Source organism: Myxococcus eversor (genome assembly GCF_010894455.1).
Taxonomy (GTDB): domain Bacteria; phylum Myxococcota; class Myxococcia; order Myxococcales; family Myxococcaceae; genus Myxococcus; species Myxococcus eversor.
This window is the reverse complement of record NZ_JAAIXY010000030.1, coordinates 47,050-64,185: the sequence shown is the minus strand read 5'-3', so window position 1 is coordinate 64,185 and position 17,136 is coordinate 47,050. Positions and strand designations below refer to the sequence as shown.

Genomic DNA, 17,136 nt, shown 5'->3' with positions numbered 1-17,136 from the left:
CTGGAGTCTGGCGTGCTGGCCCCCGGGGGAGTCGGCTAGAGTGGCGGGCAGATGAACCAGCCCGCCCGCGTTCTCTCCACCGCCGCACCTTCCCCCGCAACCGCGCGCACGGCGATGGAGCGCATCGCCGCCGAGCTCGGCCGCGCCGTCCAGGGCAAGGAAGCCCAGGCCCGCCTGGTCGCGACGTGCCTGGTCGCCGGTGGACACCTGTTGCTGGAGGACGTGCCAGGTGTCGGCAAGACGACGCTGGCGGAGGCCCTGGCCCGGGCGTGCGGGCTGAGCTTCGCGCGGGTCCAGTTCACCGCGGACCTGATGCCGGCCGACATCCTCGGCGCCCAGATATTCCACGCCCAGACGGCCACCTTCCAGTTCCGTCCCGGGCCCCTCTTCCGCCAGTTGGTGCTCGCGGACGAGCTGAACCGCGCCCCGCCCCGCACGCAGTCCGCGCTGCTGGAGGCCATGGCGCAGGGCCAGGTGTCGCTGGACGGGAGCACGCACGCGCTGCCCTCGCCCTTCACCGTGGTGGCCACCCAGAACCCGGTGGACTTCTCCGGCACCTATCCCCTGCCGGACTCCCAGCTGGACCGCTTCATGCTGCGCCTGTCCCTGGGGCACCCCGCTCCAGACGTGGAGGCGAAGCTCTTGGCCACCCGGGGACGCGCGCCGCCCCTGGATGCCGTGCAGACGGTGTCCAGCCCCGAGGAGGTGGACACGCTGCGGACGCTCGCCGCGGAGCTGCGGCTGGACGGCACGGTGGCCGACTACGTGGTGCGGCTGGCTCGGGCGACGCGAGAGCACGGCGATATCGAGCGAGGCGCCTCCACGCGCGCGGTGCTGGCGCTGGGCGCGGCGGCCCGGACGCAGGCCTTGTGGGAGGCGCGTGACTTCGTGACGCCCGGGGACGTGCGGGCGGTGCTGGTGCCGTGCTGGGCGCACCGCGTGCTTCTGCGCAGCGCCGTGCAGGGCGTGGCCGCGCGCGACGAGGCGGCGCACCTCCTGGAGGAGTTGACCCGAAAGGTGCCGGCGCCGCGGTGAAGCCCCGCCTGAAGCAACGCTGGGCGCGCCTTCGCGCCTGGCTGCGGCCGCCGCGCACCCTCAAGGTGACGCGCATTGGCCGCACGTATCTGGTGGTGACGTTTGGCGTGGGCCTGGGCGCGCTCAACACCGGCAACAACCTGCTGTACCTGCTGCTGGGCCTGCTCTTGAGCATGGTGGTGGTGTCCGGCGTGCTGTCGGAGCGGTGCATCCGGGACATCTCCGTGCGGCGCGTGGGCACGGACGCGGCCTTCGCCGGGGAGCCCTTCGCCTTCCGCTGGGCCGTGTCCCGCAAGCAGGGCCATGCCTTCGCCCTCACCTTCTCGGAGGCGGACTCTCCTCTGACGGGCGGGGGCGGCGTGGGCTACCTGCCGGCGAACGTGGAGCACGTGGTGCGGGCCAACCTCATCGCGCCGCGCCGGGGCCCCCTGCGGCTGACAGGCGTGAGTGTCACCACGACGTGGCCCCTGGGCCTGTTCGCCAAGACGCGCGTGCTTCCACTGGAGGGACTGCTGCTCATCTATCCCAAGCGCACCTATGCGTGTCAGGAACCCGGGGACGCGGAGCGCGGGCCCGTGGGTGACTCGGGCAACCCCCGCCGCAACGACGGCAGCGGCGACGTGACGGGCCTCCGGGAGCTGGCCGAGGGTGAGGACGCGCGCCGCATCCACTGGCTCAAGAGCGCGTCGACGGGGAAGCTCCTGCGCGTGGAGCGTGAGCGCGAGGAGCGCCGCACGTGGGTGCTCACCGTGGAGGCGGGGCTCGCGGACGAAGCGTTGGAGCGGCGATGCGAGGAAGTGGCCGCGCTGGCGCACCGGCTGCTCGACGAGGGCCATGAGGTGGGGCTCAACACCTCCGACCGACGGCTTCGCTCGGGGGCGGGCTCCGCGCAGGAGAAGCGCATCCTCCGAGCCCTGGCGTGGCTGGGCTTCGAGGGCGCTCGCGAGGAAGAAGAGGAGGCGGCATGACGAAGGGCGCGCGGCTGCGACTGGTGCTGCGGGACGTGGCCTCCGGCTGCGCCTTCGCGTCGATGGCCGTGTCCGGTCAGCTCCCGCTGTGGACGCTGGGCCTCTATGGCGTCGCGCTGGTGGCGGCGCTCGCGGGCAAGCGCCTGTTCGCCAGGCGCGCGAAGCTCACGGCGCTGCTGCTGCTGGGCGTGGCGGCGGTGCTGGCGGTGAATGTCACCTCCGGCGCCCTCAACCTCGTGGTCGCCGCGTGTGCCTTCGCGGGCCTCATCTCCGCGCACCGGCTCCTGTCAGCGCCGGACGCCGCCACGGATGGACAGGTGCACCTGTCCGGCCTGTTGATGGTGGCGGGTGGCGCGGCCCTGTCGGGCGAGCTCGTCTACGGCCTGTTCCTGGTGGCCTTCGGCGTGCTGGCCAGCGTTGCCATGGCGCTGGGCGTGGTGGAGGCCGCCGTGCCGGAGGGCGAGCCCGTACCGGTGCGCGCGGTGCTCCGTCCCCTGGCGACGGGCGTCACCTTCGCGGTGGCCGGGGCCATGGCCTTCTTCATCCTCTTCCCCCGGCTGAATTGGAACATGACGGGCCCGCGCGCCGCGCCGGGACTGGGCCCCGCGACGACGGGCTTCTCCAACACCGTGCGGCTGGGCGGCGCGGGGACCATCAAGGACAACCCTCGCATCGTCCTGCGCGCGACGTTGAGCCCGGACCCCGGGGTGGACGCACTCAACTCCTACTGGGTGGGCCGCACCTACGACATCTTCGACGGACTTGAGTGGACGAACGCGGGCGGCGTGCGCCGCGAGCGCGAGCCGCTCCTCACGCTGCGCCCGGGCGGCGACAACCTCATCCATCAGCGTGTGGAGCTGTTGCCCGCCTATGGCGGCCGCACGCTCATCGCCCTGGAGACGCCGTCGCGGCTGGGCAACGCGGTGGCCAACGGCAGCACCGGCAGCCGGCGCACCTTCCTCCAGGAACTGGCCGGCGGCGAGGCGCGCTTTCTCGAAGCAGGCCTCTCCTATGCCTACGAGGCCTACAGCCTCCCGCCGGGCGGCAGCGGCGACACCTTCCGGCGCCTGCCCTCGGTGGAGCAGGACGCGCTGCTCGCGCTGCCAGAGGCGTTGGACCCCCGCGTCTCCCAGACGGCGGCGCGCGTGCTCAACGGCGAGCGCGAGCCCCTGGCCGCGGCGCAGAAGCTGGCCGCGTGGCTCCAGCGCGAGCACGCGTACACGCTGGAGCTGAGTGGCGAACGCGAGGACCCGCTGGCGGACTTCCTCTTCGAGCGGAAGGCCGGCCACTGCGAGCACTTCGCCACCGCGCTCACGCTGATGCTGCGCACCCAGGGCATCCGCGCCCGGCTGGCCACGGGCTTCTTCGGCGGCGAGCGCGTCAATGAAGGCTACATCCTGCGGGCTGGCGACGCGCACGCGTGGACGCACGTGCTGGTGCCCGAGCGGGGCTTCGTCACCGTGGACGCCACACCTCCTGCCCACCGCACCAGCCAGGGCTCGCGGCTGCTCCAGCGGCTGCTGGGTCTGTACGAAGCGTTGGAGTCGCGGTGGCGCAACTCCGTCGTCGACTACTCCTTCCGCGACCAGGTGGACGTGGCGCGCGCCCTGGTGCGGCCACCGAAGGGCTCCGAGAACACGGAGCGAAGCCGCCTGCCTCCGCCGCGCGCCTGGGGCGCCGCCCTGCTCGCGGGCATGGTCGTCTACGCCGCGTGGCGGCTGGTGACGCGGCTGGCGGGGCGCCCCCGCCCGCATGAGGCCACGCGCTTCGTCGACCTGGTGGAAGCGATACTCCTCCCCGCGCGATTGTTCCGAGCCGAGGGCGAGACGCTCGAGGACCTGGACGCGCGGCTGGCGCGCGAGGGACATCCCCTGGCACCCGCGCTGGCTCCCGTCACCCGGCGTTATCTGGAGGCCCGCTTCGGTGGGCGTCCCCTGCGCCAGGGCGAAGCGGAGCAGTTGATTCGCGCGCTCCAGCGCGCCGTCACGGCGCACGTGCGGCTCGAGGCCCAGCGGGCGCGCGCCGCGGCGTCGGAGCCCCGGGCTCGCGCGTCCTGAAGCTCGCGTGCCCGGATGCCCCCCGGGCGTCCCTGCGCGCGCGGAAAATGCCCCCGGACAGCATCCCGCGCCGTCGTTAGCCGTTCTCCACGGGAAGACGACAGCGGCCCACGCGGCCTTGTCGCCAGGGGCTCCCTTGCCTGGTTGCCGGGGGCCCCATGCTCGCTCCGCGTCCCGGGTGAAGAACCCGGACGCTCCTCGCGGGAGGCATGTCGTGCACAGAGGGGCACATTCTACAGCCGTGAAGTCGCGGCGAGTTCCCAGGTCGGCCGTAACCGTTACAGCCCTCCTTCTTTGTACATGAGCGCCGCGTCCGCCAACCCCCCGCAGACATTGGGGAAGGTGTGGGACCTCGCGCTGGCACCGGGGTTGCTCTGACAGCCTTCGTTCAGTCGTCAAGCGGTCCGAAAACCTAGCGGCCTCGTCAGCGGGGCCCCACGTCGGGAGAAACCATCCATGCAGGCGTCCACCGAGCAGTCGTCCAACTCCGGCTCCCTGGCGATGTACCTCTCGGAGATCAACCACTACAACCTCCTCACCGTGGAGGAGGAGCAGGCACTCGCGCGCAGCTTCATCCGCGGTGAGCTGGCAGCGGGCCACCGGTTGGTCACCTCCAACCTGCGCTTCGTGGTGAAGGTCGCCTACGAGTACCGCTCCTACGGCATCAAGATGTCGGACCTCATCCAGGAGGGGAACATCGGCCTGATGAAGGCCGTGCAGAAGTTCGACCCGGACAAGGGCATCCGCCTCATCTCCTACGCGGTCTGGTGGATTCGCGCGTACATCCAGAACTACATCCTCAAGAGCTGGTCGCTGGTGAAGCTCGGCACCACGCAGGCGCAGCGGAAGCTGTTCTTCAGCCTGGCGCGCACGCGCCGCGAGCTGGAGAAGTTTGGCAACGGCGAGGCCGTGGTGAACGTGGAGGAGATTGCCCGCCGCCTGCACGTGAAGCCGGGCGAGGTCCGGGAGATGGAGCAGCGCATGGGCGGCCGGGACTTGTCCCTGGACGCGCCCATGGGCGAGGACGGTGGCAACAGCCACGTGGACTTCGTGGTCAGCGCCGCCGCGCCGCAGGATGACGAGTTCGCCGACAAGGAAGAGGCGGGCCTCATCAACGCCCGCGTCCGCACCGCGCTGATGCGGCTGGACCCCCGCGAGCGCTTCATCATCGAACAGCGCGTGATGAACGAGCGCCCGATGACGCTCAAGGAGCTGGGCGAGCACTTCGGCTTCTCCCGCGAGCGCGCCCGTCAGCTGGAGATCCGCGCCAAGGACAAGCTGAAGACCGAGCTGGCGGCGCTGATGGCCGAGGTGGATCCGGACGCGGCGGCGATGCAGCAGTAGCCCCTGCCTGACGCGACAGGTCGGGCCCGCCGGAGCGCGGGCCCGAAAGGCGCCTCCACCCACTCGGGGTGGGGGCGCTTGCCATTTGCGGGGCATCCTTCGCGTCGCGGGCGGGGCCCTGCTAGAAGGGGCCCGATTCCCTCGTAAGGAGCCTTTCGCTTGGCCCACGGTACCCCGCCGGTCGTCGACGAGCGCGTCCCGATCGCTCAGATGCAGTCGCTCCACCAGCACACGCCCTACGTCCCACCGGACCAGTCGCCCACGGAGATGACGATTCGAGCCCTGTTGCTCGGCTCGTTCCTGGGCATCGTGTTCGCCGCCTCGTCCGTGTACCTGGCCATCAAGGTCGGCCTCACGGTGTCCGCGTCGATTCCGGTGGCCGTGCTCTCCATCGCCATCTTCCGGGCGGTGGGCAAGTCGAACATCCTGGAGAACACCATCGTCCAGACGACGGGCTCGGCGGGTGAATCGCTGGCCTTCGGCGTCGCCGCGGCGCTGCCCGCGCTGCTCCTCCTGGGCTACGACATCAGCCTGACGCACGCCTTCCTCGTGGCGGCGCTGGGCGGTGTGCTCGGCGTGCTGATGATGATTCCGCTGCGCCAGGGCCTCATCGTCCAGGAGCACGGCAAGCTGCCCTACCCCGAGGGGACGGCCAGCGCGGACGTGCTCATCGTCGGTGAGCAGGGCGGCACCAACGCGCGCACGGTCATCATCGGCTTCCTGGTGGGCGGCATCTACAAGTTCGCCTACTCCGGCATGAAGCTGTTCCGCGAGGTGCTCAGCACGCCCCTCAAGGGCCTCAAGAGCGCCACGCTGTCCACCGAGGTCAGCCCGGAGCTGCTCGGCGTGGGCTACATCATCGGCCCGCGCGTGGCGGCCATCACCTTCGCCGGTGGCGTGCTGAGCTACCTCATCCTCATCCCCGCCATCTCCTTCTTCGGCGCGGGGTTGGAGCAGCCGCTCCTGGTGCACAACGGGCAGCTCATCCGGGACATGTCCCCGGACCAGATTCGCAACGCCTACGTGCTCTACATCGGCGCGGGCGCCGTCGCGACGGGCGGCCTCATCAGCCTCATCCGCTCGCTGCCCACCATCATCGGCGCGTTCAAGCGCGGCGTGGAGTCGCTCAAGGCCTCGCGCAGCCACGGTGGCGGGCCGCAGCTGCTTCGCACGGACCAGGACCTCCCCATCACCGTGGTGCTGGTGGGCAGCGCGGCCCTGGTGCTCGCCATCTGGCTGGCGCCGCCGCTGGAGGTGAACTTCATCTCCGCCGTCCTCATCATCATCTTCGGCTTCTTCTTCGTGACGGTGAGCGCGCGAATCACGGGTGAGATTGGCAGCTCCTCCAACCCCATCTCCGGCATGGTGGTGGCCACGCTGCTCGTCACCTGCCTCGTCTATCTGCTGGCGGGGTGGACCAGCTCGCAGGACCGCTTCATGGCCCTCACCACGGCGGCCATCGTCGGCATCGCGGCTTCCAACGGCGGCACCACCGCGCAGGACTTGAAGACAGCCTTCCTCGTCGGCGGCACGCCCAAGAAGCAGCAGATCGCCCTCTTCGTCGGCGTGCTCACCAGCGCGATGTTCATCGGCCTGGTGCTGGTGACGCTGAACAAGGGCGCCACCGTGACGATTCCGGAGCCGCACCCCGGCGTGCAGGTCACCGAGATGACCCAGGAGACGCGCACCCAGTACACCTTCCCGTGGGCCGTGTCCGCGCAGGCGATGACGTCGCGCGGACTGGACGAGGCCGCGCTGCGCAAGGCGGCCTGGGCGCAGGGCTATGACCTGGCCTCCAAGGATGGCGCGCTGGCGCTGCACAGCTGGCGGCAGGTGAGCGCGCAGGACGTGAGCGGCGTGACGCTGAGCCCCACGGGCGGCTCGCAGGTGAAGGTGTCCGAGCTGGGCGCCATCACCGAGGGCCCCCAGCGCACCTTCAAGGAAGGCTACGTGCGCGGCGCGGACACCCCGGTGCCCGCGGGCAAGTACCTGGTCGATGACAGCGGCAGCATCCAGTACGTGGTGGACCCGGGCATCGGCGGCCGCATCACCACCTACGAGGGGCAGGCCCTCACCCGCTACGCCGCGCCCAAGGCGCAGCTCTTCGCGCTCATCATCGACGGCATCCTCACGCAGCGGCTGCCGTGGGACCTGGTGCTGCTGGGCGTCTTCATCGCGCTGATGCTGGAGTTGTGCGGCGTGTCCTCGCTGCCCTTCGCGGTGGGCGTGTACCTGCCCATCAGCAGCAGCGCGCCGCTCTTCATCGGCGGCATGGTGCGCTACCTGGTGGACCGCCTGCGCGGTGGCAGCGAGTCCGACTTCTCGCCGGGTACCCTGCTCTCCTCCGGCTACATCGCCGGTGGCTCGATTGCCGGCGTGCTCATCGCCTTCCTCGAAATCGCCACGGACGGCGCGGGCTCGCGCGCCATCAACCTGCCGGCCGTGTTCGGCCACGAGGGCGCCTTCGGTGGCTTCCTCAACGCAGTGGGCGAGAGCGAGCTGGCGCACCCCCTCTGGTCCAACCTGTGGGGCCTGCTCTTCTTCGGCGGCCTGACGTTGTTCCTGCTGCGCTCCGCCCTCAAGGGCCCCAGCGCCGCGGTGTCACCGCCGCCCAGCGGGAAGTAGCCCCATGAGGTGACGGCGCTCCCCTGCTGGGAGCGCCGTCCCTCCGGTCACCGTTGAAATCCGAAGCGGCTCGCGACCTTAGAAGTTCGTGCTCTGCGAGCTGTTGACGAGCCTGAGGTAGTCGCAGGTGCCGCTCGCGTCCCAGCTCACCCGGAAGAAGCCCCGGTTGCTCAGGGCCTGCTCCCAGAGCGCGGAGACGGCGGCGTTGGGGATGCAGGTGTAGACAACCGGGCTGGTGCCGCCCGGCGGGGTGGACCACGAGTCGAAGCTGCGCGTGCCGGTCATCAGGTCTTCACGGAAGGACGCGGACGAGGTCGACGTCGCGTCCTCACGGAAGGCGACGAAGTTGCCGTAGCAGAGCCCCGAACCATCCGTGTTCTTCTGGCAGAAGACTGTCTGTGATTGGAGTCCTCCCCACGCGACGGGAGCGAGCCCCAGGACAGCGAGCGCGACCCCAGGGAACAGGACCCCGCGGAGAAGGGGCCTGGAAAAAGTGAGTTGTTTCATGTCGTGACTCCTGAGCCGTGCGACGTTCGACTGCTCAAAGGGAAGCGAGACCTACGGCAAGCCATCGAAACCCGGCGCGGGGATGAGCCGGTCCTGATTGATGGCGACGACAAGTTGCTTGCGGAGCGCGTCCGCCTCGGGGCGACCTCGGAGGTGGACGAGTTCACGTCGAATCTCGAGAACGTCCTCGGCTGTCATGCGCCCGCTTGAGACCACCCGGTCCACCATCGTGCCCGCACGCGCCACGGCCTCGCGCTGCTCCGAGGACGGCTCTGGCGCGGTGGGAACGGGAGCCTCCGGCTCGTAGGAGCCCACGACGGGCCCTCCCGACTCCTTGAGCAAGGTGGCCACTCGCAAGGCCATGGCCTCCTGGTCCTCGACGGAGAGACGACCCTCCCGCGGAGCCAGGAGGGTGGCGGTGCCCACCGGGCTCGCGCCAGTCGCGCGGGAGCTGGACTCCAACGCCCGGCGCAGCGAACCCACTTCGTCGGTGAGCTGCTCCATTCGCCGCGCCTGGGATTGCTGCGCCTGGCTCACCGCGAGCCAGCAGCCCACGGCGCACCCCACGGCTGTGGTCAGGCTTGGAAGCCAGCCACGCAACACCTGGGTTGTCATGGAGTGGATCAGAAATGCGAGTACTGGCTGCCGTTGATCAGGAACAGCGAATAGCACTCACCCGCGGCCGACCAGTAGATGGAGAAGAAGCCCCCGTGGTTCATGGCCTTGCTCCACTGCGCCGCCGTCGCCGTACCGGCCGTGCAGTTGAAGTACGTCGTCGTCGCGCCCGAGGTGAGGGCCGCGGAGAAGTACGGCGCGGCGTTGCTCACCCGGTTGAAGGACGCATGGGTGTTGGCGCCAGCGTGATTGCGAAAGCCCAGGAGACTGCCATGGCACCGCCCGGAGCCATCCGCGTTCTTGTAGCAGTTCGCGGACTCGGTCTGGTAACCAGCGAAGGCAGCGGGTGCGGCCAACAGCGTCGCGACACAGAAAGCCGAGGCTCCGTGCTTCAAGACATCATGCATGTGAAGTCCTTGCTCAAGGGAGGCCAGGTGTTCCTGGCCCCTTGAAAAGAACTCTACGAAGCGCCTCTGACACACCGCTTCAAAGCGGCGCGATGGAGTCCGGCACCTGCTCCCGCTCGGGCGCCGCCTGCGTGGACGGAGCGCCCTCCGCGCAGACGTACTCCGTGCGCAGCGGCGTGACGAAGCCCACCGTGCCCACGTAGACGAGCGCGCCCCACCAGGGCCAATACACGTCCACGCGCGACACCCCGTGGCGACACTCCGCCGCCGACACGTTGGCCGTCGACAGCCCGTACACCAGGCTCACCCCCGTGCGCGCCTCCGGGAGCCCGTCTCGCGGCGCGCCCGTCCGCACGCTCATCCGGAAGCACCCCGTCAGCCCCAACAGGCACACCCCACAGGCCATGACTCGCAGCATGCGCTCGACACTCCTCACGGTACGGCGGCGGGCGCACGATACCCGGGAATTCCCGTCCGACGGCGTCGAGGTAGACCCATGTCATCCAAGCCCGCGAACTTCCAACCGCCGCCGGCTGGGGCCCCAGAGGATTTCGCGGTAGGCTGGTGCTACCGCCCGAGCGGAGAGTTGCAAACGCATGGCCCATCCCCAAAAGACCCAGGAAGCGAGCACGGAGCCCGAGCAGACTCCGGAGATCCGCGAGAAGGTGGAGCTGGCGCGCACGTTCGCGTTCCACCTGCTCAAGGGCATCAAGCAGATTGGCATGTACCGCCACAATGATGCGCGCTTCCCGGAGTTCCTCTCCAAGGCCCTGGAGTCCATCACCCAGTACACGGAGAAGTACGGGCCGCTGTCGCTCAAGGTCGAGCAGCAGAACCTGACGCTGCACAACGACTCGCTCTTCACCGAGGACACGCCGCTTCCGTACAAGTTCTTCCGCGACGGCATCCGGCAGCTCATCTTCCGTCCCGGGCTGGCGGTGGAGGAGCTGGTCACCTTCACGATGATTGCCCTGTCGGAGCCGGAGCGCGGCGCCGAGGACGTGCTGGCCCAGCTGTGGCGCGCGGGCATGGAGCACGTGGAGTACGTCGTGGTGGAAGGCTTCTCCATGGAGAACGCCAGCGAGGAGGAGGTGCAGGTCGAAGTCGACAAGGTGGTGGGCTACCTCTACGCGCGCCTCCAGACGAACTCGGACGACTACCTGCGCTTCGCCCGCGTGTCCGCGGAGGACCTGGACGCGAAGCTGGACGGCGTGGAGCAGATTCGCGGCCTCGTCATCGGCGGCCGGCACGCGTCGGATGACCTGAAGGCGAAGCTCCAGCGCGAAGTCTCGGAAGAGGAAGGCGCGCGGCTGTTCCCCAAGCTGGTGAGCGCCGTGTTCCAGGTGGTGGAAGGCGGTGTCGAGGACGGCGCGCTGCTCGAGGAGATCTTCGTGCAGCTCCTGGACATGCTGCTGCTCCAGGACGACTTCGGCACCATCAATCAAATCGTCCTCAAGCTGCGCGCGCTGTCGCAGAAGGAAGGCGGCGCGCCGCTCGAGAAGCTGCTCGAGTCCTTCCTGCACAAGATGGGCGAGGAGCAGCGGTTGATGCGCCTGGGCGAGTCGCTCAAGGGCTCGCGTCCCAAGCACCCCGCGGACGTGACGCGCTACCTCCAGGCGCTGGGCCGCGACTCCGTCATCCCCCTGCTCACCGTGCTGGAGACGCTGGAGATTCAAGAGAACCGCGCGCTGTTGTGCGACGCGCTGGCCGTCGTCGCCCGGGAGCTGCCGGAGCCCTTCGTGGCCCGGCTGATTTCAGACCGTCCTCAGACGGTGCGCGACATGGTGTACGTGCTGGAGAAGAGCAACCACCCGGACCGCATCAAGATGTTCGGCCAGGTGCTCAAGAGCCCCAACCTGGTGGTGAAGCTGGAGGTGCTCAACATCATCGGGCGCGGCCGCACCGGCGAGGCACGCCGCCTCATCTTCGAGGCGCTCGCGGACCCCGTCTCCCAGGTGCGCATGGTGGCGGCCCGGATGCTGCCGGAGTTCGACCGGGACAAGGCGTTCTCCGACTTGATGCGCCTGATTCGCGAGCCCGCGTTCGACAAGAAGACGCCCGACGAGCGCACCGCCTTCTACATGGCCGTCGGTGCCACGGGCACGCCGGGAGCGCTCTCGCACATGCAGCAGTTGCTCACGGTGAAGGCCTCGTTGCTCAACAAGAAGCGCGTGCTGGAAGACAAGATGCTGGCCATCGCCGGCCTCCAGGGCGCCTGCTCCATCCAGAGCTACAAGATGTTGCAGGCCCTCGTCGAGGACCGCACCCAGGCGGTGGAGCTGCTCACCGCGGCGCGCAAGGCGATGTACCAGACCCGCAAGACGCTGTTCGGTGACTCGGCGCTCCCAGAGGAGGCATAGGCCCATGGCTGAGAACCTCAAAATCACCCAGAACCAGGACGAGAGCACCAACGAGTTCGGCCGCGAGCACAACGAGAAGCTCCAGGCCCTCTCTCGCTCCATGGTCGCCGGCCTCTACATGCTGGTGCGCTCGGTGAAGATGTATGACCCGGAGAACGGCGTCTTCCAGAAGCCGCTGCATCAACTCCAGGACATCATCAATCAAATCATCGGCAAGGAAGGCCGGCTGGAGCTGGCGGGCGTCAAGGACTCCTTCTACCTGAACAGCATGCTGGTGAAGGTGGACCTGAACTCCATCGAGAACCAGCGCTACCTCTTGACGGAGATGCGCGCCAAGGACGTGGGCGGCTTCACGCTCACCAAGCCGGTGACGGTGCCGGAGCTGAAGAACTTCATCTGGATCTTCAGCAAGGAGCAGTCGAGCACCTCCGAGGAGGACGGACTCGCGGGCCGCAAGCTGCTCAACATGCGCGTGGCCAAGTTCTCCAAGCTCAAGGAGAAGCTCGACAAGGACATGAACAACGTGGGCGACCAGAAGGTCGATCGCAAGAAGTACGCGATGACCGTCTATGCCCGCTCGGTGTTCTTCCTCAGCAAGTACCTGGAGTCGGTGCGCGCGGGCAAACCCCTCAACGCCTCCAAGGCGCTGCGGCTCGTCCAGGACTTCGTCGACATCAGCTACGAGCAGAAGACGCACTTCCTGGGCATGACGACGATGCGGCGCGAGGACGACTACCTCGTGTACCACCAGGTCAACGTGTGCCTGAGCTGCATCGTCTTCGGCGCGGAGCTGGGGCTCACCAAGCCGCAGCTGCGCGACTTGGGCTACATCGCCCTCTTCCACGACGCGGGCATGACGACGCTGCCGGAGGAGCTGGCCACCAAGCGCGGTGCGCTCACTCCGGAGGAGCGCGTGGCGGTGCAGCGCGCGCCGCTCATCTCCGTGCGCAACATCCTGATGGAGAAGGGCTTCAGCCGCTCCACCCTGCTGCGCGTGGTGACGACCTTCGAGCACAAGACGGACTTCGGTACCGCGGTGCGCGACTCACGCGGCAACATCCAGATGATCATCCCGAAGACGAACCTCGGGGCCTACGCGAAGATCATCGCCATCTGCGACGCATACGACGCGCTCACCTCCAAGCGCCCCTACCGCGACGCTTACGGCCCGGAAGTCGCGCTGATGCTGATGTGGACGGAGATGCGCAACAAGTTCGACCCGGAGCTGCTCGAGGTCTTCATGCGCGTCATGGCCATCCAGCCCGTGAAGGTGCTGTCCAAGCGCCAGCAGTCGCTCAGCGTTTCCGGCTTGTAGTCGCCGCGGCGCTCTTCTTGGGCGCCGCCTTCTTCCGTGCCGGAGCCTTCTTCCGTGCCGGGGCCCTCTTCGCCTTCGACGCGGGCTTGGGCTCGGGAGCCTGGGGGCCCCGCAGCAGCGTGAGCGCGGCGGTGAAATCCTCGGGGAGCGCCGCTTCCAGTGAGAGCGCCTTGCCCGTGCGCGGGTGCGCGAAGGCCAGCTTCCACGCGTGGAGGGCCTGACGTCCCATCTGCTCCTGCGCCGCACCGGCCTCGCCCTTCGGCTTGCGCCCGGCGCCGTACAGCGTGTCTCCGAGCAACGGGTGGCCCAGCTCCGTCAGGTGCACGCGAATCTGGTGCGTGCGCCCGGTGAGCAGATCCACCTCCACCAGCGCGGCGCTGTCGAAGGCCTCGAGCACGCGGTACACGGTGATGGCGGGCTTGCCCTCTCGCACCTTGCCGGTGAAGCGCTGACGATTGACGGGGTGACGGCCGTAGAGCGTCTCGATGCGCCCTTCCGCGGGCGGCACGCCGTGCACCAGCGCCAGGTACGTCTTGGTGACTTCGCGCCCCTTGAAGGACTTCTGGAGCGCGACGAGCGCCCGCTCGTTCTTCGCGACGACGAGGCAGCCCGTGGTGTCCTTGTCCAGGCGGTGGACGATGCCGGGGCGCAGCTCGCCACCGACGCCGGCCAGGTCCTTCACGCGGTGGAGCAGCGCGTTGACCAGGGTTCCCGTCGCGTGTCCCGCGCCCGGGTGCACCACCATGCCCGCCGCCTTGTCCACGACGACCAGGTCCTTGTCCTCGTGGAGCACGGTGAGCGGGAGCTCCTCGGCCTGAGGGGACGCGGCGACGGGGGCGGGAACGTGGAGGCTGAGCAGCTCGCCACCGCGCAGGCGCATCGCCGCCTTCACGGACCTGCCGTCGACGAGCACATGCCCATCGTCGATGAGGCCCCGGATGCGGGAGCGCGTCAGGCCGGTGAAGACGGTGGCGAGATACTGGTCGATGCGCTCTCCGCGTGCCTGGGGCGGGGAGCGATGCTCTCGGGTGTCTGGCGGTGCCACGAGGAGCGGACTACCAGATCTTCGACTTCACGTGCGCCTTGGAGCGCAACACGATGTCGTTGATGGCGCGCTCGAAGAAGTTCGCGTTCGTGTAGACATCCTGGCTGACGCGGCTCTTGTAGAGCTCACGTCCCTCTTCCAGTTCCTCCCTGAGGACCTCGAAGAGGTTGTCCTGCTCGATACCCTTGATGATCTTCTGCTCGTTGTAGAGCGAGATATCCGAGGCAATCGCACGGGCGAGCCGCATCGCCTTGATCTTTTCCTCGTCCGTCATCGTCCTCCCTACATAGGCACCGCTCGGAGGGGAGTCAACTTTCCTTGTGGTTCGAGCGCCAGTTGGCCGCTCCACGGCGAGGCATCACTTCTTGCCCGACTTCTCAGAAGCCAATCCCAGATAGCTCCTGGACACCTGGAGCGGATCCAACCCCAGCTCGCGAGCGAGGTTCATGAGGATTCCTCTCAGGTATACGGGCGGGGGCAGCAAGGTGTAGCGGTCCGCCTCCACGTTCTCCAGATGACGCGAGGAGATGCGGGTGCGGTCCGCGACCTGCTGGAGCGTGAAGCCCCGGGTCTCCCGGACCCTGCGCAGCAGTTCGCCGTTGAACTCGGCGTCGGCGGCGATCTCCGGGAGGCGCGGACGGGCCTCGCGCACGCGGGCGGAGACCTGGGCCATGGCGGCCTCCGCCGTGGCGATGGCCGCGTCCTGGGCGAGCACCTGCGCGTCGCCCAGTTGGCGCCCCGGGCCCCGGGTCTGCGCGGACGCCCCCGTCGGGGACGTCGTGGGACGGGACGTGCCCGTCGACCGGCTCGGCGGTGGGGCAACGACGATGGACGTGGACGGCGGCGCGGGTGTGGGGGGCTGCGGCTCGGCGACGGGCGGCTGGGCGGCCACCGATGGAACGGGAACGTCCTCGACGGGGCTCGGAGCGGGCGGCACCTGCGCGACGACGGGCGCCTCGGGGACCGACGGCTCCGGCTCCGGCTCCGGCTCGGTGGCGGCGGGACTCGCGGGAGCCTGGGCGCCCTGTGCCTCCGCGCTCGCGTCCGCCGCGCTGGAACCGGCCGTATCCGAGGGCGACGAGGCCGCAACGGGACTCTCGCCGCTGGAGGCCGCGGGGCTCGAGGCCTCCGGCTGGACCGTCGTCGCCACAACGGCAACCACGGGGCTCTCGCCGCTCGGAGCAGCGGAGCTCGATGCCACCGGGGCCGCAACGGGGCTCGGAGCTTCGGCGACGACACTGGCAGGAGCAGCGACCGACACAGCCGCGGTCGCCTCCGTGCCCGTATCCACCGTCTTCGGGGAGACCTGGGCCACGGGAGCCGCGCTCGAACCCGACTCGACAGTGCTCGCGGCCCCCCCGTCCATCCTGCCCGCCGCCGGCATGCCCATGAACCCACCGCCGAACGGCGCGGTCTGCAGGGAGCTCGTCACGTATGACAGCGAATATCCGCTGACGAAGCTGGCCCGGAACGCCGCCGGACCGCTCAGCTCGGGCTCCGGCTCCTCCATCCCCTTCCCCGCCACCTCAGGAGTCGCGACAGGCGAGGTCGCGGCCGACGCCCCCACCGCGCTCGCGAGCGCCTCCGCCGCGCGCTGCGTGGGGCCCACCTCGGCCACGGGCGGCGGCGCCGTCACGGCCTCCGCCACCTTCCTCGCGGGCAGGCCCAGGTCCTTGTCGTACTCGACGCGCAGGTCCGCGTCCGTGAGGATCTCCATCGCCTCGGTCATCCGGGCGCGGAGCACGTCCACCTGGTCCGCGTCCACGAGCGCGTACACCGCGATGGAGTCCGGCGCATAGAGTTCCATCAACCGCGAATAGGCGACGTGGATCTCCTCCATCTGCGCGGTGACGGGGACCTCCAGGAGCTCGTAATAGGTCTGCTGCGCGAAGGGCTTCATGGCGTGGCGGGAATGGGGGTTCCGTCGATTGCGAGCAAGCGCGCGGCGATGCGTTGAATGGCCAGAGCCGCCGGGGAATCCGGCCGCTCGATGAGAACGGGGCGCCGCTTTCGCACCGCGCGCCACGCCTCATCGTCATACCGGATGGCCCCCAGGTCATCCATGTCGATCCCAAAGAACTTCTTCCACGCCGAGGCCACGGCTGTTCCCACGTTCAGGTCCGCGTCCGTCCGCGCCTGGTTCACCACCAGCCGGATGCGGAAGGCCGCCAGCTCCCGCTCCAGTCGCTCCGCACCCACCGGATCCTTCCGCCTCACCTGCTCGAGCACGTCATGCAGGGTGCGCAGCGAGCCCTCCCGCGTCGTGAGCGCGCTGTCCACCAGGTCCTGGATGCCGTACTGCGCCTCCATCTGCTGCAGCCTCCGGAAGAACGCCGCCTTCGCGAAGCGGTACGCGTTCTCCACCGACGTGGGCTCCGGCAGCACCACCAGCAGCCCATGGTCCGCCATGATGAAGAAGTCGATGGTGTTGAAGCTCGTGCCCGCGCCCAGGTCCAGGATGAGGTAGTCCGCCTGCGCCCCCAGGAGCGTCTTCAACAGCTTCTGCTTCTGCGCGTACTTGAGGTTGGCCGCATCCAGCGCGTCCTGCGCGCCGGCGATCAGCGACAGCCGGGGCACGCCCGTGGGGACGATGACGTCCTCCAGCCGGGCCTTGTTGCGCCGCAGGAAGTCGGACAGCGTCGCCTCCGGCTGCCCTACCCCCAGGCACGTGTGCAGGTTCGCCCCGCCCAGGTCCGCGTCCACCAGCAGCACGTTGAGCCCGGACTGCGCCAGCGCCACGCCCAGGTTGGCGGACACCATCGACTTGCCGATGCCGCCCTTGCCGCCACCCACCGCGATGATGCGACGAGGCCGCTCGCGACGTCCCAATCCCGGCGGTCCCGCATGCACCGGTTCGG

The 17,136-nt window shown here is 69.2% G+C and carries 15 protein-coding genes; 7 read left to right on the top strand and 8 right to left on the bottom strand.

Features of this window, described 5'->3' with window-relative positions; translation table 11 throughout:
- Positions 1–51: 51 nt before the first annotated feature.
- The 5 genes from G4D83_RS41355 to G4D83_RS41335 all read left to right on the top strand — a co-directional run bounded on the left by G4D83_RS41355 (position 52) and on the right by G4D83_RS41335 (position 8,029).
- Positions 52–1,035 carry an AAA family ATPase gene (locus tag G4D83_RS41355; RefSeq protein WP_163870453.1) on the top strand — a complete coding sequence of 328 codons (984 nt, stop codon included), beginning with the start codon at positions 52–54 and terminating at the stop codon, positions 1,033–1,035.
- Positions 1,032–2,003, top strand: a complete 972-nt coding sequence (locus G4D83_RS41350) for a DUF58 domain-containing protein (RefSeq protein WP_163870452.1) — start codon at positions 1,032–1,034, stop codon at positions 2,001–2,003. The genes G4D83_RS41355 and G4D83_RS41350 overlap by 4 nt, the downstream gene beginning before the upstream one ends.
- The gene (locus G4D83_RS41345) at positions 2,000–4,060 is read left to right on the top strand and encodes a transglutaminase TgpA family protein (protein WP_176435875.1); all 2,061 of its coding nucleotides are present in this window, start codon (positions 2,000–2,002) and stop codon (positions 4,058–4,060) included. Before G4D83_RS41350 ends, G4D83_RS41345 begins: the two co-directional genes overlap by 4 nt.
- 456 nt (positions 4,061–4,516) lie before the next feature.
- A complete protein-coding gene (locus tag G4D83_RS41340; RefSeq protein ID WP_163870450.1) occupies positions 4,517–5,404 on the top strand; it encodes an RNA polymerase factor sigma-32 in 888 nt (295 codons plus the stop codon).
- Between the two features lie 159 nt (positions 5,405–5,563).
- Positions 5,564–8,029 carry an OPT family oligopeptide transporter gene (locus tag G4D83_RS41335; protein WP_163870449.1) on the top strand — a complete coding sequence of 822 codons (2,466 nt, stop codon included), beginning with the start codon at positions 5,564–5,566 and terminating at the stop codon, positions 8,027–8,029.
- 78 nt (positions 8,030–8,107) lie between these two features.
- Here G4D83_RS41335 and G4D83_RS41330 read toward each other — a convergent pair whose 3' ends face one another.
- The 4 genes from G4D83_RS41330 to G4D83_RS41315 form a co-directional block, all read right to left on the bottom strand.
- Positions 8,108–8,536, bottom strand: a complete 429-nt coding sequence (locus G4D83_RS41330) for a hypothetical protein (RefSeq protein ID WP_163870448.1) — start codon at positions 8,534–8,536, stop codon at positions 8,108–8,110.
- Positions 8,537–8,587: 51 nt separating this feature from the next.
- Complete coding sequence (locus G4D83_RS41325; RefSeq protein ID WP_163870447.1) at positions 8,588–9,091, bottom strand: hypothetical protein; 504 nt, start codon at positions 9,089–9,091, stop codon at positions 8,588–8,590.
- A 68-nt stretch (positions 9,092–9,159) separates the two neighbouring features.
- A complete protein-coding gene (locus G4D83_RS41320; RefSeq protein WP_163870446.1) occupies positions 9,160–9,558 on the bottom strand; it encodes a hypothetical protein in 399 nt (132 codons plus the stop codon).
- A gap of 79 nt (positions 9,559–9,637) precedes the next feature.
- Positions 9,638–9,976, bottom strand: a complete 339-nt coding sequence (locus G4D83_RS41315) for a hypothetical protein (RefSeq protein ID WP_163870445.1) — start codon at positions 9,974–9,976, stop codon at positions 9,638–9,640.
- Between the two features lie 178 nt (positions 9,977–10,154).
- On the opposite strand from G4D83_RS41315, the gene G4D83_RS41310 reads away from it, so the two are divergent.
- Entirely contained in the window at positions 10,155–11,918 is a 1,764-nt protein-coding gene (locus G4D83_RS41310; RefSeq protein WP_163870444.1) for a HEAT repeat domain-containing protein, read from the top strand.
- 4 nt (positions 11,919–11,922) lie between these two features.
- Positions 11,923–13,233 carry an HD-GYP domain-containing protein gene (locus G4D83_RS41305; RefSeq protein WP_163870443.1) on the top strand — a complete coding sequence of 437 codons (1,311 nt, stop codon included), beginning with the start codon at positions 11,923–11,925 and terminating at the stop codon, positions 13,231–13,233.
- Here the strand turns inward: G4D83_RS41305 and G4D83_RS41300 are convergent.
- From G4D83_RS41300 to G4D83_RS41285, 4 genes are all read right to left on the bottom strand, one after another.
- The gene (locus G4D83_RS41300; protein ID WP_163870442.1) at positions 13,214–14,278 is read right to left on the bottom strand and encodes an RluA family pseudouridine synthase; all 1,065 of its coding nucleotides are present in this window, start codon (positions 14,276–14,278) and stop codon (positions 13,214–13,216) included. The two genes, G4D83_RS41305 and G4D83_RS41300, sit on opposite strands and share 20 nt — an antisense overlap.
- Positions 14,279–14,288: 10 nt before the next feature.
- Positions 14,289–14,552: a hypothetical protein gene (locus G4D83_RS41295; RefSeq protein ID WP_163870441.1), complete on the bottom strand. Its 264-nt coding sequence runs from the start codon at positions 14,550–14,552 to the stop codon at positions 14,289–14,291.
- A gap of 84 nt (positions 14,553–14,636) precedes the next feature.
- A complete protein-coding gene (locus G4D83_RS41290; RefSeq protein ID WP_163870440.1) occupies positions 14,637–16,178 on the bottom strand; it encodes a helix-turn-helix domain-containing protein in 1,542 nt (513 codons plus the stop codon).
- A complete protein-coding gene (locus G4D83_RS41285; RefSeq protein WP_163870510.1) occupies positions 16,175–17,128 on the bottom strand; it encodes a P-loop NTPase in 954 nt (317 codons plus the stop codon). Before G4D83_RS41285 ends, G4D83_RS41290 begins: the two co-directional genes overlap by 4 nt.
- Positions 17,129–17,136 lie beyond the last annotated feature (8 nt).